Below are 23069 nucleotides of genomic sequence, written 5' to 3' on the forward strand. Positions count from 1 at the left end.
AACTGTCTTCTCTCTCAGGATCGACTCTGGACCCCAAATCCACCTTGACAACCAACACAGATTCTCATCTGCCTGCCGGCATCAGCCTGGGCGAGCCACGGGTCTCGCCCGTCCTTCGGACCTCCGCTGGGGAGAAGGGGAATCGTGGCAGCCTCTGGCTCTTGCGGAAAATGAGAGCATGCGGCTTGCTCCCGCTTCTCCCCAGCGGGGAGAAGATGCCTGAAGGGCAGATGAGGGGTGAGGAGCGTGAGCGACGAACAGCTTGAGCGGAAGCGAAAGGTGGCGGTTGACGCGGTTCCAATTCCCCCAAAAGCAAAAGGCCGGCTTTCGCCGGCCTTTTTCCCGCATCCCCTGAAATCCTCAGCGCAGTGCGCCGACCAGAACGTCGCGGCCGTTCTCGATGGTGACCCAGCGGCCGGCATTGTAGCTCGACTGGCGCTTGACGAAAGAATAGGGCGTTCCGAACCACGGCTTGACGTCGGCGGCGAGGTTGTCGAGCACGAAGTCGCCCTCGGCGGTGCGCAGCGTCAGGACGGCATGGCCCTCGCCATCGGGCTTGCGCACGACGGTCATCAGCAGGTCGGCGGCCGGAACGCCGCGCTGGATCAGGATGCGGCGCTTCAGGAGCGCGAAATCCTCGCAGTCGCCGGCGGTGGTCGGATAGGCCCAGACTTCATCCTTGCCGTAGATTTCCTTGTCGGTCATCGGCGTGATCGTGCGGTTGATGGTTGCGTTGACCGAACGGACGAGCGACCACTTGGCCGGGGTCATCTCGACAGGGCCTGCATTGCGGTTTGCGCCGCATTCACTGCTGTGGGTCTGACAGAAATCATAATGGCCGATCGGCTGCGAAGTGGCGTTGCCTGTTACCATGGAAGCATTTCTGCTTGGAGCTGGGATGGCGGCAGTCGCCATCGCAAACACGGCCATCATGGCCACAAAGATACCTTTGATCCGCACGCCCGCTCTTTCCTCGATCGCCCCTTAATTATTAACAAACTGTTAATGGAGAGGGCCGAGAAGAGTCAATCGTTACTTCTTGTAAGGACGTTGCGACCCGCCGACATGGTTAAAATGCAACAAGACGGCGAGCTTGTTCAGCAGGTTATTACCCGGCCATGGAGGTGCGGATGATGCCTTTGACGGCGCTCAGAATAAGAGCGATATCGCTTGGGCGGGACAGGCGATGGTCGCCGTCGCGGATGAAGGTCAGCACCACGTCGTCGGCAGGAAGGTGCTCGACAAGTTTCATCGCATGCGCATGCGGCACGTCGGGATCCTTCATGCCCTGGAGAATATGCACCGGGCAACCCGTTTCGATCATGCCGTCGAGCACGCGGTTCTTGCGGCCATCCTCGATCAGCGCCCTGGTATAGATGTCCGGCTCCGGGCTGTATTGCGAGCGCTCTTCGAAATAGCCGCGCTCCGCCAGTGACTTACGCTCCTTGGCCGTCAGGTTCGGCTCGATCAGTTCGGAGGTGAAATCGGGCGCCGGCGCGATCAGCACCATTCCTTCGAGTTTTGGGCCTTCGAGTTTTGGGCCGGCGAACTTCGGGCCGTCCTGTCGCGCGAGCTCCTGCGCCAGCCGCAGCGCGATCCAGCCTCCCATCGAGGAGCCGACGAGAATGACCCGGTCGGGCGCGACGTGGCGGATCACGGCCAGCGCCTCCTCCAGCCAGCGTGAGATCGTGCCGTCGCGAAAGCTGCCGCCGGAAAGCCCGTGGCCGGAATAGTCGAGGCGGATGCAGGCAGTACCGAGTTCGCCCGCCAGTCCGTCGAGCTCCAATGCCTTGGTACCGCACATGTCGGAACGGTAGCCGGATAGCCAAACGAGCGTCGGGGCATTATTGCCGGCTTGCGCCGGGCGCACCAGCATGGCGATCTCACGCGCCGCCTCGCCTTCGCCGACCGTCAGGAACTGCGGCTGGACATTTGGCATCTGATCGGACATCGGGGAAACTCCTGTTGTTTTGGCCTATAAAACAGATTCTTGGCAGGCTGACAGCGGGTGATTTTTCCGCTAAAGGATGATATTGACTCCGTTGCAGCGATAACGAGATACGTTTGTGCACCCTGGTCGGGAGCGCGCGGCTGCAACATTCCGGAAACAACGCGAGGAGAATACGACCATTCGCAGACCTTTTAAGACCGATGCGCCCGTGAAGGACGGCCCGCGCTCGAACCGTGAAATCCGCATTCCCAAAGTTCAGCTGATCGCGGCTGACGGACAGAATATGGGCATCGTGCCCACCGACCAGGCCTTGAGAATGGCAGAAGAAGCCGGCCTCGATCTTGTCGAAATTTCCCCCAATGCCGAACCGCCGGTGTGCAAGATCCTCGATCTGGGCAAGCTGAAATACGCCAACCAGAAGAAGGCGGCCGAGGCGCGCAAGAAGCAGAAGATCGTCGAAGTCAAAGAAATCAAGATGCGCCCGAATATCGACACCCATGATTATGAGGTGAAGATGAAGGCGATGGGCCGCTTCTTCGACGAGGGTGACAAGGTCAAGGTGACGCTGAAGTTCCGCGGCCGTGAAATGGCCCACCAGGAGCTCGGCATGAAGCTTCTGCAGCAGGTCAAGGCCGACACGCTTGAGATCGCCAAGGTCGAAGCCGAGCCCAAGCTCGAAGGCCGTCAGATGATGATGGTGCTGGCGCCGAAGTAAGCGCCAGACACCTTTTTGCCCAAGGCCGTCCGCAAGGGCGGCTTTTGTGCTTTCGGCCCTCCCGATTTTGGGCTGGCGAAGATTCCTCCGCGGCCCCGTTGCACTTTCATGACGCTGCGGTTATAAGCGCGCGTCCGAACTGACCGGCAGGGCATGCCGTGGCAGTTTCGAATGCTTGCGGAACGGTTCGTCGCCGAAGCCGCAGATCAACAACAAACGCTCCCGCACCTTGTTGCGACGGCCGGAGAACCGGACTTCGCGAGAGGGCTTTTTTGATGAAGCGCGCAGGGAGGACAGAAGGAGTAGCAAAATGCCCAAGATGAAGACGAAGTCCTCTGCCAAGAAGCGGTTCAAGATCACCGCGACGGGCAAGGTCAAGGCTGCCGCTGCCGGCAAGCGCCATGGCATGATCAAGCGTACCAACAAGTTCATTCGCGATGCACGTGGCACGATGGTTCTTGCAGAACCGGATGGCCGCAAGGTTATCAAGAATTACCTGCCGAACGGTCTCTGAGACTCGTCCGCGAACGCTAGATTTAAGGAGATCATGATATGGCACGTGTAAAAAGAGGCGTCACCTCTCACGCCAAGCACAAGAAGGTTCTGAAGGCCGCTAAGGGCTTTTACGGCCGCCGCAAGAACACCATCCGCGCCGCCAAGGCCGCTGTCGACCGGTCGAAGCAGTACGCTTACCGCGACCGCAAGGTCAACAAGCGCAACTTCCGCGCGCTCTGGATCCAGCGCATCAACGCCGCTGTCCGCGAATTCGGCCTGACCTACGGCCGCTTCATCGACGGCCTGAACAAGGCCGGCATCGAAGTCGACCGCAAGGTTCTCTCCGACATGGCGATCCACGAGCCGGAAGCGTTCGGCGCGCTCGTCAATGCTGCCAAGAAGGCCCTTGAATACCTCAAGGAAACCGGTACGGCCAACGAGTTTGAAGGCGCGGTTCGTTGAGCCGCGCGCGTTCTTAAGAACGCGCAAAGCTGGCTCAACTGCTTAAAGTGGCGCATGTACCTTTCGAGCGGGCTTCGCCCGCACGGGACATGCGCTGCCAGCGCTTCCCAAGCTTGACGCTTTTTTGAATTTTGGGAAACCCGCGCTGGTTTGGGCTAGCGCGGGTTTTTCTTTCTTTATATCCCTTGCGCCGGTCGGCGCCGCCTGCCTCCCGATCCCCGCCTGATACTGGACGGAAAGAAGTGACAATGTCAGATATCGACCAGCTCAACTCATCGCTGCTCGCGGAAATCGCCGCCGCCAATGACGAGGCCGCCCTGGAAGCCGTGCGCGTCTCCGCGCTCGGCAAGAAGGGCTCGGTCTCGGAACTCCTGAAGACGCTCGGCGCGATGACGCCGGAGGAGCGCCAGACCCGGGGTGCTGCGATCAACGCCCTGAAGAATGCGGTGACGGATGCCGTCGCCGAACGCAAGTCGGTGCTGAAAATGGCGGCGGTCAACGCCCGCCTGAAGGCCGAAACCGTCGATGTCAGCCTGCCGGTGCGCTCCTCACCGGCCGAGCGCGGCCGCATCCATCCGATCAGCCAGATCGTCGATGAGATCACCGCGATCTTCGCCGACATGGGGTTCTCGATCGCCGAAGGTCCCGATATCGAGACCGATTATTACAATTTCACCGCGCTGAATTTTCCCGAAGGCCATCCGGCCCGCGAGATGCACGACACGTTCTTCTTCAATCCTGATGAAAACGGTGAGCGCAAGGTGCTGCGCACACACACCTCGCCGGTGCAGGTGCGCACCATGGAAGCGCAGAAGCCGCCGATCCGCATCATCATTCCCGGCAAGACCTATCGCCAGGACAGCGACGCCACGCATTCGCCGATGTTCCACCAGGTCGAGGGCTTGGTCATCGACAAGAAGGCCAATGTCGCCAATATCCGCTGGGTGCTCGAGGAGTTCTGCAAGACCTTCTTCGAGGTCGACAGCGTGACGATGCGTTTCCGCCCGTCCTTCTTCCCCTTCACCGAGCCCTCCTTCGAGGTCGATATCCAGTGCGACCGCTCTGGCCCGATCGTCAAGTTCGGCGAAGGCACCGATTGGATGGAGATTCTCGGCTGCGGCATGGTGCATCCGAACGTGCTGCGTTATGGCGGCCTCGATCCGGACGAGTATCAGGGTTTTGCCTGGGGCATGGGCCTCGATCGCATCGCCATGCTGAAATACGGCATGCCCGACCTGCGCGACTTCTTCAATGCCGACGTCCGCTGGATGACGCATTACGGCTTCCGCCCGCTCGACATGCCGACATTGTTCGGCGGCCTCAGCGCTTGAACGGAGAATTGAGACGATGAAATTCACGCTCTCCTGGCTGAAAGAGCATCTGGAAACGGATGCCACGCTCGATGAAATCTGCACCCGCCTGACCGAGATCGGGCTGGAAGTGGAGGATGTCGACGACAAGGCAGCATTCAAGCCCTTCGTCATCGCAAGAGTTGTCTCGGCGGAAAAACATCCGCAGGCCGATCGCCTGAAGGTGCTGATGGTCGACACCGGCACCGGTGCGCCGGTCCAGGTCGTCTGCGGCGCTCCCAATGCGCGCGCCGGCCTCGTCGGCGCCTTCGCCGCACCCGGAACCTATGTTCCTGGAATCGATGCGACACTTGCCGTCGGCAATATCCGCGGCGTCGAAAGCCGCGGCATGATGTGCTCCGAAAAGGAAATGCAGATCTCCGACAGTCACGACGGCATCATCGATCTGCCCGACGACGCGCCGGTCGGAAAGAGTTATGCCGCCTATGCGCATCTCGACGACCCGGTCATCGAGATCAACCTGACGCCGAACAGGCCGGACTGCACGTCGATCCACGGCATCGCCCGTGATCTCGCTGCCTCCGGCCTCGGCACGCTGAAGACCCGGGCGGCGCCGTCCTTTTCCGTCGAAGGCGAAACGCCGGTCAGGCTGACGCTCGATCTCGACGATGCCAAGCTCTGCCCCGGCTTTTCGCTCCGCCTCGTGCGCGGCGTCAGGAACGGCCCGAGCCCGCGCTGGATGCAGCAGCGGCTGACCGCGATCGGCCTGCGCCCCATCAACGCGCTGGTCGACATCACCAATTACATGACCTTCGATCAGGGCCGGCCGATGCACGTCTTCGACGCCGCCAAGGTCACGGGCAATCTCACCGTTCGCCGCGCCAGGGAAGGCGAGACCGTGCTGGCGCTCGACCAGCGCGAATACAAGCTTGGTCCGAGCAACGTCGTCATATCCGATGAAGACGGGATCGAATCGATCGGCGGCATCATGGGCGGCGAACACTCCGGCTGCGACGAGAACACCGTCGACGTGCTGATCGAATCGGCCCTCTGGGACCCGATGAACATCGCCAAATCGGGCCGCAGCCTGGGTATTATCACCGATGCCCGCTACCGTTTCGAGCGCGGCGTCGATCCGGAATATATGGTTCCCGGTCTCGAACGCACGACGGAACTGGTGCTTGAGCTCTGCGGCGGCACGGCCGCACGGGCCGAGGTCGTCGGCTACAAGTCTCACGAGCCGAAGGTCGTCGATTTCCCCTATTCGGAGGTCAAGCGCCTGACCGGCCTGGAAGTCTCGACGGAGGAAAGCAACGCGATCCTCGCCCGCCTCGGCTTCACGGTTTCCGGCTCCGGCGAACGCGTTTCCGTCTCCGTTCCGTCGTGGCGCCCCGATGTCGACGGCAAGGCCGATCTCGTCGAGGAGGTCATGCGCATCCACGGCGTCGACAAGATCAAGCCGGCGCCGCTCGAAAGCCATGCCGCCGTTAACGGCAGGATCCTGACGACGCTGCAGATCCGCACCCGCGCGGCCAAGCGCGCGCTTGCCTCGCGCGGCATGCTGGAGGCCGTCACCTGGTCCTTCATTCCGGAAGATCAGGCGAAGCTCTTCGGCGGCGGTTCGCCGGCCCTCAAGCTTGCCAATCCGATCGCCGCCGAAATGTCGGATATGCGCCCCTCGCTGCTGCCGGGCCTGCTGACGGCTGCCCAGCGCAATGCCGACAAAGGCTATGGCGACGTGGCGATTTTCGAGGTCTCGGGCACCTATGAGAATGACAGGCCGGACGGTCAGCGCCGCGTTGCCGGCGGCATCCGCCGCGGCACTGCCTCGCTCACCGGCGGAGGCCGCATGTGGTCGAATGCGGTGAAGGGCGGCGGCAAACCGGTCGACGTCTTCGACGCAAAGGCTGATGCGCTCGCCGTCATCGAAGCCTGCGGCTTGCCGATGGGCAATATCCAGATCGAGCAGGGCGGCCCGGAATGGTATCATCCCGGCCGCTCCGGCACGATCAAGATGGGGCCGAAGGTGGTGCTCGGTTACTTCGGCGAATTCCACCCGCTGACCCTGGAAGCGCTCGATGTCTCCGGCGCCCTCTGTGGCTTCGAGGTCTATCTCGACGCGATGGCCGAGCCGAAGAAGAAGGCGACCCGCACCAAGCCGGCGCTGGAACTGTCACCCTTCCAGGCGGTCAAGCGCGACTTCGCCTTCGTCGTCGACAAGACGGTGGAATCGGGCGCCATCATCAAGGCTGCGACCGGGGCAGACCGCAAGCTCGTCACCGGCGTCAACGTCTTCGATATCTTCGAAGGTGCGTCTGTCGGCGAAGGCAAGAAGTCGGTGGCGATCGAGGTTCAGATCCAGCCGGTCGAGCGCACGCTGACGGATGAGGATTTCGAAGCGCTGACGCAGAAGATCGTCGCCAGCGTCGCGAAATTCACCGGCGGCGTCCTCAGAAGCTGATCCCGCCAGTCTTCGCCAAAAACAAAGAACCGGTCGTTGCGGCGGCCGATTCGTTCACGTGTGAAGATGGTAGAGCTTGCTGACGATCACCCATCGGCCGTCGATCTTCAGCAATGAGAGATAGTCGGTAAAGCGCATTCCGGCGAAATCGTCGGTGACCTTGACGCTCGCCGCCTCACCCTCGACATCGACGCTTTGTATGTCCATGAAGGGCTGCGTGCCGGGCGGCGCCGGCTCCTCCGCCAGGATCGCGGTGATGAATTCGTCCCGGGTCAGCCATTCGACGGCGTTCTGGTAGTAGCCGATGATCGAGCTTTGCGGGTGAAAGGCCTTCTTCAAGGCTGCCGCATTGGCGAAGGCCATGCCTTCGACATAGAGATGAACCGTCTGTTCGACTGCCTGCCTGTCCGACATGTTTCCATCCCGTTCTCCGAGATGGCGTTAGATAGTTTCGCCGGCGGCGAAGGCAAGCCCGGCCGAGTGCATCAGGTCGGGCTTCTTCGATTACAGATTCGTCATCGCAAGCGAGGCGTCCGAATAGCGTTTTCCCGCCACCTGTGCGGCGGGGATCGCTTCGCCGAGCCGCTGCAGTTCGGCTGCGCTCAGCGTGATATCGGCAGCGGCGGCGTTCTGTTCGAGATGGTGAAGCTTGCGGGCGCCGGGGATCGGCACGATGTCGTCGCCCTGGCTCAGCACCCAGGCCAGCGCCAGTTGCGCGGCCGTCACGCCCTTTTCGGCTGCAAGCTCTTCGAGCGCTGCGACGAGGGCGACGTTGGCATCGAAATTTTCCGCCTGGAAACGCGGCACCTGCCGGCGGAAATCGTCGGCGGCGAGATCGTCGGCCTTGCGGATCGCTCCCGTCAGGAAGCCGCGGCCGAGCGGGCTGTAGGGCACGAAGCCAATGCCGAGTTCACGGCAGGTGGCAAGCACGTCCTCTTCGGGATCGCGGGTCCAGAGCGAATATTCGCTCTGAAGCGCCGCGATCGGATGGACCGCATGCGCCCGGCGGATGGTGGCGCTGCCGGCTTCCGAAAGGCCGAGCGCGCGGACCTTGCCTTCCCTCACCAGCTCGGCCATGACCCCGACCGTCTCCTCGATCGGCACGTTGGGGTCGACCCGGTGCTGGTAGAGCAGGTCGATGGTCTCGATGCCGAGACGTTTCAGGGAAACCTCGGCAACCGCCCTGACATGTTCGGGGCGGCTGTCGACGCCGGCGATGGCGGCAGCGCCCGCCTTACTGGTATCGATCTTGAAGCCGAATTTGGTGGCGATCACCACGCGGTCGCGAAACGGCTTCAGCGCTTTTCCGAGGAGGACTTCGTTGGTGAAAGGACCGTAGACTTCGGCAGTGTCGAAGAAGGTGACGCCGAGATCGACGGCGCGATTGAGCGTCCGGATCGATTCCGCTTCATCGCTGGCGCCATAGGCAAAGCTCATGCCCATGCAGCCGAGGCCAACGGCTGAGACGGTGAGGTCGTTTCCGAGTTTCCGGGTTTTCATGATGCGCTCCTTGTTCTGAGCTGATTGTGAACCGCTGAGGATATCGTTGCGGTACGGGCAGATGATATCGGCGGCGCATCGATCAGAAAATGCATGCAGTTTCTAACGGCCTGTTCTATCATTTCGATCAATGAACAGAACTCAGCTCTCGCAACTCGCCGTTCTCGCCGCCGTTTCCGAGCATCGCAGCTTTCGTGCGGCGGCCAGGGACCTCCTCGTCGCGCCGTCGGCCATCAGCCATGCGATCTCGAGCCTTGAGGAAAGCCTGGGCGTCAGACTTCTGGCGCGCACCACCCGCAGCGTCGCGCCGACGGAGGAGGGCCGCCTGCTCCTCGAAAGGCTCCGCCCGGCGCTGGAGGAGATCGATGTTGCCTTGGAGGCCGTCAGAGATACGCGCGGCAAGCCCGCGGGAAATCTGCGCATCACCGCGCCGCGTTTCGCCTCCGATATTTTGCTCGCCCCGCGCCTCGGCGATTTTCTCAATCTCTACCCCGACATCACTCTGGAGATCGCCAATGAGGACGGTTTCACCGATATTGTCAGGGAGGGTTTCGACGCCGGCATCCGCCTGGAGGAGAGCCTCGAGGCCGATATGATCGCCGTCAGGATCTCGCCCAAGCTGACGACTGTCATCGCGGCCTCGCCGGATTATTTCGAGCGTTACCCGAAGCCGGAGCATCCGCGCGATCTTGTCCATCACCGCTGCATCAAACGGCGCTTCACCAACGGCTCCATCTATCGCTGGGAATTCGAAAAGGACGGTCAGGAACTGATCGTTGCAGTCGATGGGCCGCTTGTTGTCAGCGAAGACCGGCTGGCCCTGCTCGCGGCGCTGAACGGTGCCGGCCTCGCCTATCTCTTCGACATGCGGGCTCATGCCGAACTGGCAGCCGGCAGACTGGTGCGGGTGCTGGAAGATTGGTGCGCGCCCTATCCCGGCCCATTCGTCTATTATCCGAGCCGGCGGCAGATGCGGCCGGCGCTGCGCGCCTTCATAGACTTCTTCAAATATGCGGGAGACGGATAAGGGTGGCCGGTCGAAATGACGGCCACCCTTCCATATGGGTCAGGCGGCCTTCGCCTTCTGGTTCGCCGCGGTGGTGGCGAGCTGCGAGAGTTTCTTGTCGGTGGCCGTCTCTTCCTGCAGCGTCTGATCGAGCAGGCTGACGACATCCTTGAGGCCGAGCGTTGCAGCCCAGGTTTTCAGCGTGCCGTAACGGGCGATCTCATAGTGTTCGACGGACTGCGCGGCCGAAATCAGACCGGCATCCAGCGCCGGCGTGCCCTTGAATTCTTCCATGATCTCTTCGCCCTCGGCGATAATGCCCTGGATCGCCTCGCAGGTCTTGCCCTGGGCGCGCTTGCCGATCTTTTCGAACACCTGCTGCAGGCGCTCGACCTGGGCTTCGGTTTCCTCGAGATGCTTCTGGAAGCCCGCCTTCAGGTCGGAGGACTGGGCGGCCCGCGCCATCTTCGGCAGGGCGCGCAATATCTGCCGCTCGGCGAAGTAAATATCCTTGAGCGTGTCGTAGAAGAGATCTTCCAACGTCTTTTCCTTGGCCATTTTCTCGATCCTTGTTTTGGGAAAGGCCGCGAACGCGGCGACACATTAAGAAGCAAGGATTGCGCAAATTGTTCCCGAGCGATTTCGGGTGGACTGGAAATCTTCGCCGGGCAATCATCCCGCCGTTGATGTCGGGAGGAAAAATGATGCGGAAGCCGGGTTCGATGAAAGGTCTGGAGGATCTGGGCCGCGTGCGGCTGTCGCAAAACTTCTTCTTCCGCGATTTCCTGCATTCCGAAATCGCCGATTTCTACCGCATCCCCAACATTCCCGTGGATCCCGACCTGGCAATCGAGGCCGGCAAAAGGCTGTGCGAGGAATTGCTGGAGCCGCTGGAGGCAACGTTCGGGCGCCTGCACATTCGCTCCGGCTATCGCTCGCCTGACGTCAACAGGTTTGGCAACGAGAACAAGCTGAACTGCTCGACCAATGCCGCCACATCAGCCCATCACATCTGGGATATCAGGGATTTCGACGGCTGCTTGGGCGCAGCCGTCTGTATTGCCGTACCGTGGATGATCGACCGCTATCGCGATGAAAGCGACTGGCAGCGGCTCGCCTGGTGGATCCACGACCACCTGCCTTATGCCTCGCTCTGTTTCTTCCCCAAGCTCTGGGCCTTCAATATCCAGTGGCACGAACGGCCGAAGCGGATCATCCAGAGCTATGTCAGCCCGCGCGGCATCCTTACCAAGCCGGGCATGGCGAACTGGGAGGGCGATCATGGCGCTTTCTACGAGGGATTTCCCGCGCTCAGAAGCTGATGCGATAGCGGATGTGGCCGTCGCTCTCGACATAGCTGTCATAGAGCGCCCGGGCGGTCTTGTTGTTTTCGCTCGTATGCCAATAAAGCCGCGACCAGCCCTTCGCCTTGCCGAGCGCGACGAGATCGTCCATCAGCGCCCGGCCGACGCCCTTGCCGCGCGCCTCGGGATCGACGAACAGGTCTTCGAGATAGCAGTCCCTGCCGCGAATCCACGTGCCCTCATGGGTGAGATAGAGCGCAAAGCCCATGATCCTGCCGTCGATCTCGGCGACGCGCATGGTGATCGCCGAGGCCGGATCGAAGACCCGGCGCCAGGTCTGGTCGGTGATATCGGCATCGACGGTCACCTGGTAAAAGGCGAGATAGGCCGCCCAGAGTTGGCGCCAGCGGGTTTCGTCTTCGGGGCGGGCATCGCGTATCGTCATGGTCATCGTCCTGTTCTCTCAGCGCCCGGCTTCGTCGAGCAACGCCATCGCGTCATCGGAAAGCGAAAGTGTCGCCGCTTTCACCAGGCTCTCGAGTTGCGAAAGGCTGGTGGCGCTGGCGATCGGCGCCGTCACGCCCTTCTTGCGCAAGAGCCAGGCAAGCGAGATTTCCGCCGGCTTGGCGCCGGTCTCGGCAGACACCTTGTCGAGCGCGGCGAGAATGCGAAGGCCCTTTTCGTCGAGATATTGCGAAACCCGGCCCTCGCGGGCGCGGCCCTGGGTATCGGCCTTGCTGCGGTATTTGCCGGTGAGGAAGCCGGCGGCGAGGCTGAAATAGGTGATGACACCGATATCTTCCTTGACGCAAAGCTCGGCGAGCGGCCCCTCGAAGCTCGCACGTGCGTAGAGATTATATTCCGGCTGCAGCACGTCGTAACGCGGCAGACCGGCCTTTTCGGCAGCGTCGAAGGAAGCCTGCAGCAGCCCCGCGTCATAATTCGAGCAGCCGATGGCGCGGATCTTGCCCTGCGCTTTCAGCTTGGCATAGGCGCCGAGCGTTTCCTCGTGCGGCGTATCGGCGTCCGGCCAATGCGAGAGATAGAGGTCGATGTAGTCGGTCTGCAGCCGGCTGAGCGACGCTTCGACCGCTTGCAGAATATAGCTCGCCTTCAGCGTCTTTCCCCGCCCCATGTCCGAGCCGACCTTGGTGATGATGACGGCTTGGTCGCGCGAAATCCTCGCCTGCTTCAGCCAGCGCCCGATGATCTCCTCGGAATCGCCGCCCTTGTTGCCGGGAGCCCAGGCGGAATAGACATCCGCCGTATCGATCGCGTTCAGGCCCGCATCGAAAAAGGCGTCGAGAATGGCGAAGGATGTTTTCTCGTCGGCCGTCCAGCCGAAGACATTGCCGCCGATGACGATCGGCGCGACCGAAAGACCTGTTTTTCCAAGCCTGCGCATTTCCATGACGCTCTCCAAAATCGTTAGGTAAGTGAAATCGCGGATACGGCAGAACGCCGCCCCGGAGCATGACGCCGAAAAGTGTAAGCGGTTTTCGGACGACATCATGCTCTAACGATCTGAGGTAAACTAGCGCGTTCTCTGCATCCGGAAAACCAAACTTCCGTGATTTCATGTCGCACCATTGCGCCGCAGCGAAGCCCTGAATATGGTTCGCGGACATCAGTTCCGGGAGGTTTGGACATGCTGCGTTTCGGTATCATTTCGACGGCGAAGATCGGTCGCGACAATGTCGTTCCCGCTATCCAGGACGCGGAAAATTGTGTCGTCACGGCGATTGCGAGCCGGGATCTCGCGCGCGCAAGGGAGATGGCCGACCGCTTCTCCGTGCCGCATGCCTTCGGCTCCTATGAGGAGATGCTGGCCTCCGATGTCATCGACGCCGTCTATATCCCGCTGCCGACCTCGCAGCATATCGAATGGTCGATCAAAGCAGCCGATGCCGGCAAGCATGTGCTCTGCGAAAAGCCCTTGGCGCTGAAGGCCGACGATATCGACGCGGTGATCGCCGCTCGCGACCGCAATAAGGTGGTGGTCACGGAAGCCTATATGATCACCTATTCGCCGGTCTGGCAGAAGGTGCGCTCGCTGATCGATGAGGGCGCGATCGGTTCGCTCCGGCATGTGCAGGGCGCGTTCACCTATTTCAACCGCGATCCCGCCAATATGCGCAACATCCCCGAGCTCGGCGGTGGCGGCCTTCCCGATATCGGCGTCTATCCCGTCATGAGCACGCGATTTTCGACCGGCAAGGAGCCGCTCCGGATCCAGGCGATTACCGAGCGCGATCCGGATTTCGGCACCGATATCTATTCGAGCGTCAAGGCTGACTTCGACGATTTCGAGCTGAGCTTCTATGTCTCGACGCAGATGGCCAACCGCCAGATCATGGTCTTCCATGGCACCGACGGTTACATCGAGGTCAAGTCGCCGTTCAACGCCAATCGCTGGGGGCCGGAAGAGATCGAACTTGCCGATCGCAGCCACAATGAATCGCGTATCTTCCGCTTCCAGGACAACCGCCAGTACAGGCGCGAGGTCGAGGCTTTCGCTCGGGCGGTAAAGAACGGCAAGGAAGAGATCGTCACGCTGGAAAATTCGAAGCTGAACCAGAAGGTCATCGATGCGATCTATCGCGCCAGCGAGAAGGACGGCTGGGAGGCGGTCTGATGATCACGCGCGGAAGACGAAGCGCGAATAGCCGAAGAAGCTGAAGACCATCGCGGCGACGCTGGCAACCACCATCGCCGCAAGCGGCTGAAGCCCGGGCAGAGAAAGCAGCAGCGCGGAATAAAGCCCGTAATTGACGAACGCCGCCGTGACGCCGACCGAGCCGTAGCGGAAGCCTTCGGCGGCGAGCGAGCGGCCGGAGCGATCGAAGGTGAAGTTCCGGTTGAAAGCCCAGGTCGCCGCCATTGCGAGGGCGATCGCGATCAGCCGCGCCAGGAAGGGCCCGAGCGGCGTCAGATCGAGCAGCGCCGACAGCACACCTGCATCGACGAGAAAGCCGATGCCGCCGGCAATCGCGAAACGGATGAGCTTCTTCACGCTGCATCCGCCTTGCCGCGGCCGGCGCGCAGCGCCGGTGCCGGCTCGCGATCAGGCAGCTTGGCAGCGCTCAGCGTTTCCAGGCTCATATAGTGGATACGCAGCTGCTCGGCGCGGGCGCGGGCGACGGAATCCAGGATGACGCCGGCGGTGAACAGCATGAAGGAGATCATCATCAGCGCCGTCGACAGAACCCAGGTCGGCATGCGGCTGACAAGACCCGTCTCGAAATATTCCGCCAGCACCGGCGTCATGAAGCCGAGGCTCGCCAGCATGAAGAGGCCGCTGATCGCGCTGAAGAAGGCGAAGGGCCGGGTCTCCTTCATCAGCATCGCAAACATCCAGAGAATCTTGGCGCCGTCGCGGAACGTCGAAAGCTTGGAGTGCGAGCCTTCCGGCCGCCGGCCATAGTCGAGTTCAAGTTCGCTGACCGGCAGCTTCAGCCGTGAGGCATGCACCGACATCTCGGTTTCGATCTCGAAGCCGCCCGATACGGCCGGGAAGCTCTTGACGAAACGGCGCGAGAAGGCGCGGTAGCCGGAAAAGATATCGGTGAAATCAGGGCCGAAGATCGTCCGGTAGAGCAGGTTGAAAAGCCGGTTGCCGACCGCGTGGCCCTGACGGCCGGCATCGGCATGCACGCCGCGCCGGGTTCCGACAACCATGTCGGCGCGCTCGGTCAGAAGTGTGCGCACCAACTCCTCGGCATCGCCTGGCGCATAAGTTCCGTCGCCGTCCGCGATGATGTAGATGTCGGCCTCGATGTCGGCGAACATCCGGCGCACGACATGACCCTTGCCCTGCCGCCGCTCGCGCACGACATGCGCACCGGCCAGCATCGCCTTCAGCGCGGTTCCGTCGGTGGAATTGTTGTCGTAGACGTGGATCGCGGCATCCGGCAGCGTTGCCCGGAAGCCCTGCACCACAGAGCCGATCGTTGCGGCTTCATTATAACAGGGAAGCAGGACGGCAATGTCCGGGTGATGGGTACGCGATCGGGCCATGACTCTACTCGTTACACTGAAAGCCGCCATCAGCCTAAATCATGCAGCGTTAATAAGACCCTATAACGCAGGCAGAATCGGCCGCGCCGGCAGCCGGCTTTACACTTTCTTGATCGGCGGCGGCTAAGGTTCGGCCATCCGGAAACGAACCGCTAACCACGATGAACGCCGTACAGCCGATCACCAACACATCATCCGCGACCGATATCCCGAGCGGCGGCATCCGCGGCCTTCTGATGCGTCTGTGGCCGACCGTCATCGCCTATAGCGTCATTCTCGCCGCCGTCATCGTCGTCACCAAGCTCTATGGCGCTACCGATTACGTCGGCCCCGACAATGACGATGGCATGCGCCTCGTCGAGGTGCGCGATTTTCTCGCCGGCCAGGGCTGGTTCGATCTGATGCAATATCGTCTCGGCCTCAATGGCGGCACGCTGATGCACTGGTCGCGGTTGATCGACCTGCCGATCGCTTCGCTGATCTGGTTCTTCGGCCTGTTTGCGCCGCGTGAGACGGCCGAGGCGATCGCGCTCGGCATCTGGCCCGTATCGCTCATCCTGCCCGCCATGCTCGCCATGGCCGTTGCCGGCCGGCGCATCGGCGGCGCTGCCGGCATGCATATCAGTCTCGGGCTGACCGCGCTCGCGATCTATACCGGCAACCGGTTCGCGCCGGGCGCCATCGATCATCACAATGCGCAACTGGCGCTGGTCGCGACAATGACGGCGATGCTGCTGGATCCGAAGCGTCGCGGCTGGAGCTATGCGGTTGCCGGCATTGCGGCCGCCATCGCCATCGCCATCGGCGCCGAGACGACGCCCTTCGTTGCCGCCGTCTGCCTGACGGTCGCCGTTCTCTGGGCATGGGAGGGCAAAGATTTTGCCGTCGCCGCCCAGTCCTTCGGGCTCGCGCTGGCGATGATGATCAGCATCCTCTTCTTCGCAACGGTGCCGCCGCGGCTCTATTCGATGGTCACCTGCGACAATCTCTCGCTCGGTTATTACAGCCTGGCGGCGATCGGCGGCGGGCTTCTGCTGTTTTGCGCGGTGTTTGCGAGCGGACTCACCAGGCCGCTGCGCTTTGCGGCGCTCGCCGTCGTCGGCGCCGGCGTCCTCGGTTCGGCTGTCGTGATCGCGCCGCAGTGCCTGAGCGATCCGCTGGCCGGTCTCGATCCCATGCTCGTCGAACTCTGGCTGCGGAATGTTTCCGAGGCGAGGTCGATCTTCGCTTTGGCGCGCAGCGAAGCTTTCGATATCGGCGCCTTCTATGCGGCCGGTCTTTTCGGCATCGCCGTCTGCATCTTCCGCATCGTTCAGCGCGACCGCGTGCAGATTCACCTTGTTCTGCTGTTCCTGCTTGCAATCAGCTGGGCGATCGCGCTCGTCCAGGTGCGCGGCTCGACCTTCTCGAACCTCATCTCCATCCTGCCGCTTGCCCTGCTGATCATCGATATCAGGCGCATCTCCAACAGTGACAGCGAAAATATCGCCGTCGCCTTCGTCTATGTGGTGACGGTGCTTGCAGGCGTCCCCGCCGCCTGGGCCGTCGGTGGTGGGCTCATCTCGCTGCAGATGCAGAATGAGGCGCAGAAGAAGGCGTCGGAACCGGCAAAGGAAAAGGCCTGTGCATCGCGAGAGGCACTGGCGCCGCTTTCCGGGCTTCCGGTCGGCCTCGTCTCCGCGCCATCGGAAATGGGCGTCGCAATTCTCCGATTTACGCCAAACCGAGTTCTTTCGGCCCCCTATCACCGCAATCAGGGCGGCATGCTGACGGAGTTGCATATCGGCATGGCTGAGCCGCAGCAGGCGGAAGCTTTTCTGAAGGGGGCAGGCGTCACGACGCTTGCCTTCTGCCCCGGTGATCCGCAGACACGGCAGCTCGCGAAACTAAAGCCGGACGGCCTCTATGCGCAGCTCGGCAAAGGAAATATTCCGCCCTATCTGGAGCCGGTTTCGAAAGCGGCGGATGCGGCTGTGCAGTTCTTTCACTATCGGCCGGCGACGAATTGACGCCGGCGATCATCGTGATGGCAAATCGTTAGAGCCTTTCCTGGTTAGATTGAAGCATTCTGCCGGAGCAGATTTTCGTCAGGGCAGAGGCGATTGGCGATGGGCATACCCCTTGGTACGTCCGAGCCGATCGCCTCTGATCCTGGCGAAAACATGCCCGGCCCACCGGCCGCATCGCTTCGCCGCGGCGAAGCGATCAGTGCGTCCGGCGCTTTTGAGTCTTGCAGATTTGCCTAGCAAATCTGCGGGAGGGTTGGCTGAAACGGGCCGTCTGATCGACCGGCCGGCTTGGCCGTAGAGCTGGGCTACGACGCGCCCCGGCCGGTCGACCATCCGACTCCGTTTGAGCCAACAGAATGCTTCAATCTAACCAGGAAAGGCTCTAATGGGAAACACGCGGCGCGCGAAAGCGTGCATGGGCATAGAGGCCGAGCACGTAAAGGATCAGGCCGCCATTGTAGCCGAGAATGGCATAGAGGAGCGCCAGGAGCGACACCGGCCCTGGCGAGGTTATCGCCGCCAGCGCGAAGGTGATTCCGATCAGCGCGGCGATCAATGCGATCGCTGCGGCCGAGCGCATTTGCGCGGCGCTGATGCCTAATGCTGCTGCTGTGAGAATAATCATTTCAGCACCTTCCCGAAGAGAACGAGGGGAAGCATAGGAAGCGCCACCTAACAAAGATTTACCGGTCATATCGGCCGAAAAGCCTTTGCATTGCGGTGGTTAGCAATCCCTTTCGACTGAAACGCACAGTCTAACTAAGCGTTCCCCCGCAAAACAGATTTACTCGATTTTGTTGCGTTTTTTTTGCGCACAACGACCGCCTGTAGGAGGGACGTAGATCAGCGCCCGCCCTGCGAAGTCATTTCACCATCGGCTCGACTGCCGGGGAAACCGGCCTTGGCGCGATCGCGACCTTCCTGTTTGCCGCCGATCGACATAGAAAGAAGGGATGAGCAACCTCTTCGACAGCGATTCGCCGACCAACCTTGCCGAATATTCGGTTTCGGAGCTTTCCGGCTCGATCAAGCGTACCGTCGAAACGGCCTTCGATCAGGTTCGCGTGCGCGGCGAAATATCAGGCTATCGTGGGCCGCACTCCTCGGGTCATGCCTATTTCGCGCTGAAGGACGATCGCGCCCGCATCGACGCCGTCATCTGGAAGACCACCTTCTCGCGGCTGAAGTTCCGTCCGGAAGAGGGCATGGAGGTGATCGCCACCGGCAAGGTCACCACCTTTCCCGGCTCTTCGAAATATCAGATCGTCATCGAGACGCTGGAGCCGGCCGGCGCCGGCGCGCTGATGGCGCTGATCGAAGAGCGCAAACGCAAGCTCGGTGCCGAGGGCCTGTTCGATGCCGCCCGCAAGAAGCGGCTGCCCTTCATGCCCAAGGTGATCGGCGTCGTCACCTCGCCGACCGGCGCCGTGATCCGCGATATCCTGCACCGGATCTCCGACCGATTTCCCGTGCATGTCCTCGTCTGGCCGGTGAAGGTTCAGGGCGAGGGGGCCGGCGAGGAGGTGGCCAACGCCATCCGCGGCTTCAATGGGCTGGAGCCGGGAGGTGCGGTTGCCCGTCCCGATGTGCTGATCGTCGCGCGCGGCGGCGGCAGCCTGGAAGATCTCTGGAGTTTCAACGACGAGATCGTCGTGCGCGCGGCGGCCGAAAGCCGGATCCCGCTGATCTCGGCTGTCGGTCACGAGACCGATTGGACGCTGATCGATTATGCCGCCGATGTCCGCGCCCCGACGCCGACCGGAGCGGCGGAAATGGCCGTGCCCGTCAAGGCGGAGCTCGAGGCGCAGCTTGCGGCCCTTGCCGCCCGCCTGCAAGGCTGCATGAGCCGGCAGATGGATCAGCGCCGCCAGTCCGTCCGTGGTTTGATGCGGGCATTGCCCTCGCTCGACCAGCTTCTCGCCTTGCCGCGCCGTCGTTTCGACGAGGCGGCGGCCGGCCTTGGCCGTGGGCTCGAACTCAACACCGTCAACAAGCGCCGCGGCTTCGAGCGTGTCGCTGCGCATCTGCGCCCTGATGTTCTGTCCAATCGTATCGCCGAGCGGCGGCAGAGGCTGAATGAGCGGATGGTGCGGGCCGAGCGTATGGTCGAGCGGCTGATCGACCGTTCGACATCGCGCGTCCAGCGCGCCGAAGCAATCCTTGCCTCGCTGCCGGCACGGTTGAAGACGCAAACCGACCGCTCCCGCGAGCGCCTCGGCAATCTTTCGCGCCATGCCGACACGGCAATTCGCCACCAATTGACGCGTGCCCGGGCCGAGCTTTCCGCACAGGATCGGGTGCTGCAGTCGCTTTCCTACAAGAATGTGCTGAAGCGCGGCTACGCCGTTATCCGCGACGAGGAGGACAGGCCGGTCTCGCAGGCGGCAGGTCTTTCGGCCGGCGCTGTGGTCTCGATCGAATTCGCCGACGGCCGCATCGGCGCCGTCACCACCGAAGGCGGCATGCCGCCCGCCAGCGCCAAGAAGCGCAGCGCAAAGCCCGCCGAGCCGACGAAACAGGGAAGTCTGTTCTGACGATGCAGATCCTGTTGGTGCTTGCCCATCCGCTGCCGGAAAGTTTTGCCGCCTCGGTGGCGCGCACGGCTCGCGAAGCCTTGGAAGGCTCCGGCCATGTCGTCGATCTGCTTGACCTCTACGCCGAGGATTTCGATCCGCGCCTGTCCGAGGCCGATCGCCGCACTTATTTCGACACGCCCTACGATACGTCGGCCGTCGCCGATATCGTTGCCCGGCTGCAGTCGGCCGACGGTCTCATCCTCGTCTTTCCGCAGTGGTGGTTCAATTTCCCGGCCATTCTGAAGGGGTTCTTCGATCGCATCTTCGCGCCAGGTGTGGCCTTCACGCATGATGCCGCCGGCGGCCGCATCGTGCCGCGGCTCACCAATATCAGGCTGCTTTATGCGCTGACGACGACGGGCTCGCCCTGGTGGCTGGTTCATCTCTATATGGGCAACCCCGTCCGCCGCCTGCTGAAGCGGGGCATTGCCAACTTCTGTTCGAAGAAGCTCGTCTTCCGCATGCTGAGCCTGCACGACATGGACCGCGCCACGGAAGCCAGGCGCAAGGCGCATCTGGAGCGCGTCCGCAAGGCGCTCGCCGCCATCTGATTATTCGAAATCCGACAGAAACTTCTTGAGCAGCCGGTCGAACGCGGCCTTGTCCTCAGCGGTCAGGTTGCGCGTCAGCCGCTGCTGGTTGGCGACATGGGCGCCGACTGCCTCTTCGACGGTCGCGAACCCCTTATCCGTCAGTGCGATCAACACGCTGCGCCTGTCGTCGGGATTGACGATGCGTTCGACGAAGCCCGCCTTCTCCAACTGATCGATGCGGTTCGTCATCGTGCCGGAGCTGACCATCGTCATCTCCAGAAGCTCGCCGGGTGAGAGCCGATGAGGCGCGCCGGAGCGGCGAAGGGTGGCCAGCACGTCGAAGGACGAAGTGGAAAGCCCGTGCTTCAGCAGCACCGCCTCCACTTCGCGGCCGAGATGCGTGCCGAGGCGCTTCAGGCGTCCGAGGATGCCCATCGGCTCGACGTCGAGGTCCGGGCGCTCGCGCCGCCATTGCGCCAGGATTCTGTCGACGTGATCTTGCTTGTCTTCATCCATTCCCCATCGATACCAGTAGATATCTTGACGTCAAGATAAAATGGGCTATTCTGGATTTATCTTGATATAGAGATTCTTGAGATGAAGACAAATCCTCGATATTTGACCGATGTGCTGATGACCGCGCTCGCACCCGCCATCTGGGGCAGCACCTATATCGTCACCACTTCCTTCCTTCCGGCAGGATATCCGCTGGCAGTCGCAATGCTGAGAGCCCTGCCGGCCGGGCTGCTGCTTCTGCTCCTGGTAAGGAAGCTGCCTTTCGGCATCTGGTGGGGAAGGGCCTTCATTCTCGGCGCGCTGAACTTCTCGTTCTTCTGGGCGATGCTCTTCGTCTCGGCCTACAGGCTCCCGGGCGGCGTTGCCGCAACGGTCGGCGCGGTGCAGCCGCTGATCGTCATCGCCCTGTCGCGGTTTTTCCTCGGCAAGCCGGTTCGGCCGCTGGCCGTGCTGGCCGGTCTTGCCGGCATGGCCGGCGTCGGATTGCTGGTATTGACGCCGAAGGCGGCGCTTGATCCCGTCGGGATCGCTGCCGGTCTCGCCGGCGCCGTCTCGATGGCCTTCGGCACGGTGCTGACGCGGCGCTGGGCGCCGCCGGTATCGAACCTCACCTTCACCGCCTGGCAACTGACGGCAGGTGGCATCCTGCTGGTGCCTGTTGCGCTTTTCCTCGAGCCGGCGCTGCCGGCACTCAGCGCCGCAAACATTGCCGGTATCGCCTATCTCGGCCTGATCGGCGCAGCCTTCACCTATCTGCTCTGGTTCCGCGGCCTGTCGCGCATCGAACCCTCGGCGGCCGCCTCGCTCGGCTTTCTGAGCCCTGTCGTCGCGACCCTGCTCGGCTGGCTGGCGCTCGGCCAGAGCCTGGCGCCGGCGCAGGTCGCCGGCTTCGCCCTGGTGCTCGCCGGCGTCTGGCTCAGTCAGCGCGCGACGATGCCGGTCAGGCCCACTCGCCCTGCCGCATCACCGCAACCCGCGAACCATCCGGCCTGAGGCCGTCGATATCGACCTTGTCCGAGCCGATCATCCAGTCGATATGGATCAGGCTGGAATTGCCGCCCTGCGCCTTGATCTCCTCCTGGCTCAGCGTCGCGCCGTTCAGGAAGCACTTGGAATAGCACTGGCCGAGCGCGATATGGCAGGAGGCGTTTTCGTCGAACAGGGTATTGTAGAACAGGATGCCGCTCGCCGAGATCGGCGAGGAATGCGGCACCAGCGCCACTTCACCGAGCCGGCGCGCGCCCTCGTCGGTATCGAGCACCTTGTTCAACACCTCTTCGCCGCGCGACGCCTTTGCCTCGACGATCCGCCCGCCCTCGAAGCGTACCTGGATATTGTCGATCAGCGTGCCCTGGTGCGACAGCGGCTTGGTGCTGGAAACATGGCCTTCGACGCGCAGCGCATGCGGCGTGGTGAACACCTCCTCGGTCGGAATGTTCGGATTGCAGGTGATGCCGTTCTTGGCGGTGGAGGCGCCGCCATGCCATTCATGCCCGTCGGCAAGGCCGACCGTCAGATCGGTGCCCGGCCCCTTGAAATGCAGCGACGCGAAGCGCTCGCCGTTCAGCCAGGCGGAGCGCTTGGCGAGATTGGCATTGTGTTCCGCCCAGGCGGCGATGGGATCGTCCACATCGACGCGCGAGGCGGCAAAGATCGCCCTGGCGAGCTTGGCGATCGCGATCGGCTCCGGATCGTCGGGAAAGACCACCTTGGCCCAGGACGGATTGGGATAGGAAACGATGTTCCAGTTGATGTCGAAATTCGAAATCTTCTCCAGCGCCGGCTTGTAGGCCGTGGAAGTGGCGCGATTGGCGCGGCCGACCTTGCCGGCATCCTCCTCGGACAGCAGCAACGGGTTGTCGCCGGCAACCGCAAGGCGGGCCGCTCCATTGGCATAGGCCTTGGCCATGCCCTCATAGAGCCAGTCGGAGGCGCGGTCGAAGCTTTCGTCGCTGCCGTACTGATAGCGCGAAAGCGTCGTTTCCTCGTCGGAATAGAAGGCGCTCACCAATCCGGCGCCGGCCTGATAGGCCTGTTTGGTGATCAGCCGCACGAGCGGCAGCGCCACGACAGGCGCGGTGACGACCAGGTCCTGACCTCTCTGCAGCTGAAGGCCGACCTTGACGGCGACTTCCGCAAGCTTCTCCAGCTTGACGGGATCAACAGCGTTCTGGCTTTGGGGCATGAAAGTCATGGTTCGACCTGCTTTCTGTC

Annotated in this window: 24 protein-coding genes; 12 read left to right on the forward strand and 12 right to left on the reverse strand. The window is 62.2% G+C overall.

Annotated features, from left to right (window positions below; translation table 11 throughout):
* Positions 1 to 360 precede the first annotated feature (360 nt).
* The gene (locus CO671_RS16030) at positions 361 to 960 is read right to left on the reverse strand and encodes a transglutaminase-like cysteine peptidase (RefSeq protein WP_097606756.1); all 600 of its coding nucleotides are present in this window, start codon (positions 958 to 960) and stop codon (positions 361 to 363) included.
* Between the two features lie 148 nt (positions 961 to 1108).
* On the reverse strand, positions 1109 to 1951 hold the full coding sequence (locus CO671_RS16035; RefSeq protein ID WP_097606757.1) for an alpha/beta hydrolase: 843 nt from the start codon (positions 1949 to 1951) through the stop codon (positions 1109 to 1111).
* A 178-nt stretch (positions 1952 to 2129) separates the two neighbouring features.
* Here CO671_RS16035 and infC point away from each other — a divergent pair, with 178 nt between their 5' ends.
* The 5 genes from infC to pheT all read left to right on the forward strand — a co-directional run bounded on the left by infC (position 2130) and on the right by pheT (position 7394).
* Complete coding sequence (infC, locus tag CO671_RS16040; protein ID WP_082928759.1) at positions 2130 to 2666, forward strand: translation initiation factor IF-3; 537 nt, start codon at positions 2130 to 2132, stop codon at positions 2664 to 2666.
* A 310-nt stretch (positions 2667 to 2976) separates the two neighbouring features.
* Positions 2977 to 3180 (forward strand): 50S ribosomal protein L35, encoded by a 204-nt coding sequence (rpmI, locus tag CO671_RS16045; RefSeq protein WP_003570998.1) that lies wholly within the window; start codon positions 2977 to 2979, stop codon positions 3178 to 3180.
* Between the two features lie 38 nt (positions 3181 to 3218).
* Positions 3219 to 3623 carry a 50S ribosomal protein L20 gene (rplT, locus tag CO671_RS16050; protein ID WP_064681475.1) on the forward strand — a complete coding sequence of 135 codons (405 nt, stop codon included), beginning with the start codon at positions 3219 to 3221 and terminating at the stop codon, positions 3621 to 3623.
* A 248-nt stretch (positions 3624 to 3871) separates the two neighbouring features.
* On the forward strand, positions 3872 to 4954 hold the full coding sequence (pheS, locus tag CO671_RS16055) for a phenylalanine--tRNA ligase subunit alpha (RefSeq protein ID WP_097606758.1): 1083 nt from the start codon (positions 3872 to 3874) through the stop codon (positions 4952 to 4954).
* 16 nt (positions 4955 to 4970) lie between these two features.
* On the forward strand, positions 4971 to 7394 hold the full coding sequence (pheT, locus tag CO671_RS16060; RefSeq protein ID WP_097606759.1) for a phenylalanine--tRNA ligase subunit beta: 2424 nt from the start codon (positions 4971 to 4973) through the stop codon (positions 7392 to 7394).
* A gap of 54 nt (positions 7395 to 7448) precedes the next feature.
* Here the strand turns inward: pheT and CO671_RS16065 are convergent, their stop codons facing one another.
* Entirely contained in the window at positions 7449 to 7808 is a 360-nt protein-coding gene (locus tag CO671_RS16065) for a nuclear transport factor 2 family protein (protein WP_064681472.1), read from the reverse strand.
* 90 nt (positions 7809 to 7898) lie between these two features.
* The gene (locus CO671_RS16070) at positions 7899 to 8894 is read right to left on the reverse strand and encodes an aldo/keto reductase (RefSeq protein ID WP_097606760.1); all 996 of its coding nucleotides are present in this window, start codon (positions 8892 to 8894) and stop codon (positions 7899 to 7901) included.
* Between the two features lie 130 nt (positions 8895 to 9024).
* Here CO671_RS16070 and CO671_RS16075 point away from each other — a divergent pair, with 130 nt between their 5' ends.
* Positions 9025 to 9921, forward strand: coding sequence for a LysR family transcriptional regulator (locus CO671_RS16075; protein WP_097606761.1), 897 nt, complete (start codon positions 9025 to 9027; stop codon positions 9919 to 9921).
* Between the two features lie 39 nt (positions 9922 to 9960).
* Here CO671_RS16075 and CO671_RS16080 read toward each other — a convergent pair whose 3' ends face one another.
* Positions 9961 to 10458, reverse strand: a complete 498-nt coding sequence (locus CO671_RS16080; protein WP_097606762.1) for a ferritin-like domain-containing protein — start codon at positions 10456 to 10458, stop codon at positions 9961 to 9963.
* A gap of 146 nt (positions 10459 to 10604) precedes the next feature.
* Between CO671_RS16080 and CO671_RS16085 the strand changes: the two genes are divergently transcribed.
* Positions 10605 to 11222: a hypothetical protein gene (locus CO671_RS16085; protein WP_097606955.1), complete on the forward strand. Its 618-nt coding sequence runs from the start codon at positions 10605 to 10607 to the stop codon at positions 11220 to 11222.
* Here CO671_RS16085 and CO671_RS16090 read toward each other — a convergent pair.
* Positions 11212 to 11655, reverse strand: a complete 444-nt coding sequence (locus tag CO671_RS16090) for a GNAT family N-acetyltransferase (RefSeq protein ID WP_097606763.1) — start codon at positions 11653 to 11655, stop codon at positions 11212 to 11214. The two genes, CO671_RS16085 and CO671_RS16090, sit on opposite strands and share 11 nt — an antisense overlap.
* A 12-nt stretch (positions 11656 to 11667) precedes the next feature.
* Complete coding sequence (locus CO671_RS16095) at positions 11668 to 12615, reverse strand: aldo/keto reductase (protein ID WP_097606764.1); 948 nt, start codon at positions 12613 to 12615, stop codon at positions 11668 to 11670.
* Positions 12616 to 12852: 237 nt separating this feature from the next.
* On the opposite strand from CO671_RS16095, the gene CO671_RS16100 reads away from it, so the two are divergent.
* Positions 12853 to 13839, forward strand: a complete 987-nt coding sequence (locus CO671_RS16100) for a Gfo/Idh/MocA family oxidoreductase (protein WP_097606765.1) — start codon at positions 12853 to 12855, stop codon at positions 13837 to 13839.
* A gap of 3 nt (positions 13840 to 13842) precedes the next feature.
* Here the strand turns inward: CO671_RS16100 and CO671_RS16105 are convergent, their stop codons facing one another.
* Both CO671_RS16105 and CO671_RS16110 read right to left on the reverse strand, forming a co-directional pair.
* Entirely contained in the window at positions 13843 to 14217 is a 375-nt protein-coding gene (locus CO671_RS16105) for a GtrA family protein (RefSeq protein ID WP_097606766.1), read from the reverse strand.
* Positions 14214 to 15221: a glycosyltransferase gene (locus CO671_RS16110; RefSeq protein WP_097606767.1), complete on the reverse strand. Its 1008-nt coding sequence runs from the start codon at positions 15219 to 15221 to the stop codon at positions 14214 to 14216. The genes CO671_RS16105 and CO671_RS16110 overlap by 4 nt, the downstream gene beginning before the upstream one ends.
* A 161-nt stretch (positions 15222 to 15382) precedes the next feature.
* Between CO671_RS16110 and CO671_RS16115 the strand changes: the two genes are divergently transcribed.
* Positions 15383 to 17230 carry a hypothetical protein gene (locus tag CO671_RS16115; RefSeq protein WP_097606768.1) on the forward strand — a complete coding sequence of 616 codons (1848 nt, stop codon included), beginning with the start codon at positions 15383 to 15385 and terminating at the stop codon, positions 17228 to 17230.
* Between the two features lie 382 nt (positions 17231 to 17612).
* Here CO671_RS16115 and CO671_RS16130 read toward each other — a convergent pair whose 3' ends face one another.
* On the reverse strand, positions 17613 to 17855 hold the full coding sequence (locus CO671_RS16130) for a hypothetical protein (RefSeq protein WP_038686303.1): 243 nt from the start codon (positions 17853 to 17855) through the stop codon (positions 17613 to 17615).
* Between the two features lie 328 nt (positions 17856 to 18183).
* Between CO671_RS16130 and xseA the strand changes: the two genes are divergently transcribed.
* Entirely contained in the window at positions 18184 to 19764 is a 1581-nt protein-coding gene (gene xseA / locus CO671_RS16135; RefSeq protein WP_097606769.1) for an exodeoxyribonuclease VII large subunit, read from the forward strand.
* A 2-nt stretch (positions 19765 to 19766) separates the two neighbouring features.
* Entirely contained in the window at positions 19767 to 20357 is a 591-nt protein-coding gene (locus CO671_RS16140; protein WP_097606770.1) for an NAD(P)H-dependent oxidoreductase, read from the forward strand.
* Here CO671_RS16140 and CO671_RS16145 read toward each other — a convergent pair whose 3' ends face one another.
* On the reverse strand, positions 20358 to 20855 hold the full coding sequence (locus CO671_RS16145; RefSeq protein ID WP_097606771.1) for a MarR family transcriptional regulator: 498 nt from the start codon (positions 20853 to 20855) through the stop codon (positions 20358 to 20360).
* A gap of 81 nt (positions 20856 to 20936) precedes the next feature.
* Between CO671_RS16145 and CO671_RS16150 the strand changes: the two genes are divergently transcribed.
* On the forward strand, positions 20937 to 21848 hold the full coding sequence (locus tag CO671_RS16150) for an EamA family transporter (RefSeq protein ID WP_097606772.1): 912 nt from the start codon (positions 20937 to 20939) through the stop codon (positions 21846 to 21848).
* Here CO671_RS16150 and CO671_RS16155 read toward each other — a convergent pair.
* Complete coding sequence (locus tag CO671_RS16155) at positions 21796 to 23049, reverse strand: aminopeptidase (protein WP_097606773.1); 1254 nt, start codon at positions 23047 to 23049, stop codon at positions 21796 to 21798. The genes CO671_RS16150 and CO671_RS16155 overlap by 53 nt on opposite strands.
* Positions 23050 to 23069 lie beyond the last annotated feature (20 nt).

Source organism: Rhizobium sp. M10, from assembly GCF_002531955.1.
GTDB lineage: Bacteria > Pseudomonadota > Alphaproteobacteria > Rhizobiales > Rhizobiaceae > Rhizobium > Rhizobium etli_C.

What these genes read in the sequence shown, in the direction of transcription:
- CO671_RS16035 (WP_097606757.1), bottom strand. Translation starts at nt 1,951, where the DNA reads ATGTCCGATCAGATGCCAAATGTCCAGCCGCAGTTCCTGACGGTCGGC.
- rpmI (WP_003570998.1), top strand. Translation starts at nt 2,977, where the DNA reads ATGCCCAAGATGAAGACGAAGTCCTCTGCCAAGAAGCGGTTCAAGATC.
- rplT (WP_064681475.1), top strand. Translation starts at nt 3,219, where the DNA reads ATGGCACGTGTAAAAAGAGGCGTCACCTCTCACGCCAAGCACAAGAAG.
- pheS (WP_097606758.1), top strand. Translation starts at nt 3,872, where the DNA reads ATGTCAGATATCGACCAGCTCAACTCATCGCTGCTCGCGGAAATCGCC.
- pheT (WP_097606759.1), top strand. Translation starts at nt 4,971, where the DNA reads ATGAAATTCACGCTCTCCTGGCTGAAAGAGCATCTGGAAACGGATGCC.
- CO671_RS16065 (WP_064681472.1), bottom strand. Translation starts at nt 7,808, where the DNA reads ATGTCGGACAGGCAGGCAGTCGAACAGACGGTTCATCTCTATGTCGAA.
- CO671_RS16070 (WP_097606760.1), bottom strand. Translation starts at nt 8,894, where the DNA reads ATGAAAACCCGGAAACTCGGAAACGACCTCACCGTCTCAGCCGTTGGC.
- CO671_RS16075 (WP_097606761.1), top strand. Translation starts at nt 9,025, where the DNA reads ATGAACAGAACTCAGCTCTCGCAACTCGCCGTTCTCGCCGCCGTTTCC.
- CO671_RS16080 (WP_097606762.1), bottom strand. Translation starts at nt 10,458, where the DNA reads ATGGCCAAGGAAAAGACGTTGGAAGATCTCTTCTACGACACGCTCAAG.
- CO671_RS16085 (WP_097606955.1), top strand. Translation starts at nt 10,605, where the DNA reads ATGCGGAAGCCGGGTTCGATGAAAGGTCTGGAGGATCTGGGCCGCGTG.
- CO671_RS16090 (WP_097606763.1), bottom strand. Translation starts at nt 11,655, where the DNA reads ATGACCATGACGATACGCGATGCCCGCCCCGAAGACGAAACCCGCTGG.
- CO671_RS16095 (WP_097606764.1), bottom strand. Translation starts at nt 12,615, where the DNA reads ATGGAAATGCGCAGGCTTGGAAAAACAGGTCTTTCGGTCGCGCCGATC.
- CO671_RS16100 (WP_097606765.1), top strand. Translation starts at nt 12,853, where the DNA reads ATGCTGCGTTTCGGTATCATTTCGACGGCGAAGATCGGTCGCGACAAT.
- CO671_RS16110 (WP_097606767.1), bottom strand. Translation starts at nt 15,221, where the DNA reads ATGGCCCGATCGCGTACCCATCACCCGGACATTGCCGTCCTGCTTCCC.
- CO671_RS16115 (WP_097606768.1), top strand. Translation starts at nt 15,383, where the DNA reads ATGAACGCCGTACAGCCGATCACCAACACATCATCCGCGACCGATATC.
- CO671_RS16130 (WP_038686303.1), bottom strand. Translation starts at nt 17,855, where the DNA reads ATGATTATTCTCACAGCAGCAGCATTAGGCATCAGCGCCGCGCAAATG.
- xseA (WP_097606769.1), top strand. Translation starts at nt 18,184, where the DNA reads ATGAGCAACCTCTTCGACAGCGATTCGCCGACCAACCTTGCCGAATAT.
- CO671_RS16140 (WP_097606770.1), top strand. Translation starts at nt 19,767, where the DNA reads ATGCAGATCCTGTTGGTGCTTGCCCATCCGCTGCCGGAAAGTTTTGCC.
- CO671_RS16145 (WP_097606771.1), bottom strand. Translation starts at nt 20,855, where the DNA reads ATGGATGAAGACAAGCAAGATCACGTCGACAGAATCCTGGCGCAATGG.
- CO671_RS16150 (WP_097606772.1), top strand. Translation starts at nt 20,937, where the DNA reads ATGAAGACAAATCCTCGATATTTGACCGATGTGCTGATGACCGCGCTC.
- CO671_RS16155 (WP_097606773.1), bottom strand. Translation starts at nt 23,049, where the DNA reads ATGACTTTCATGCCCCAAAGCCAGAACGCTGTTGATCCCGTCAAGCTG.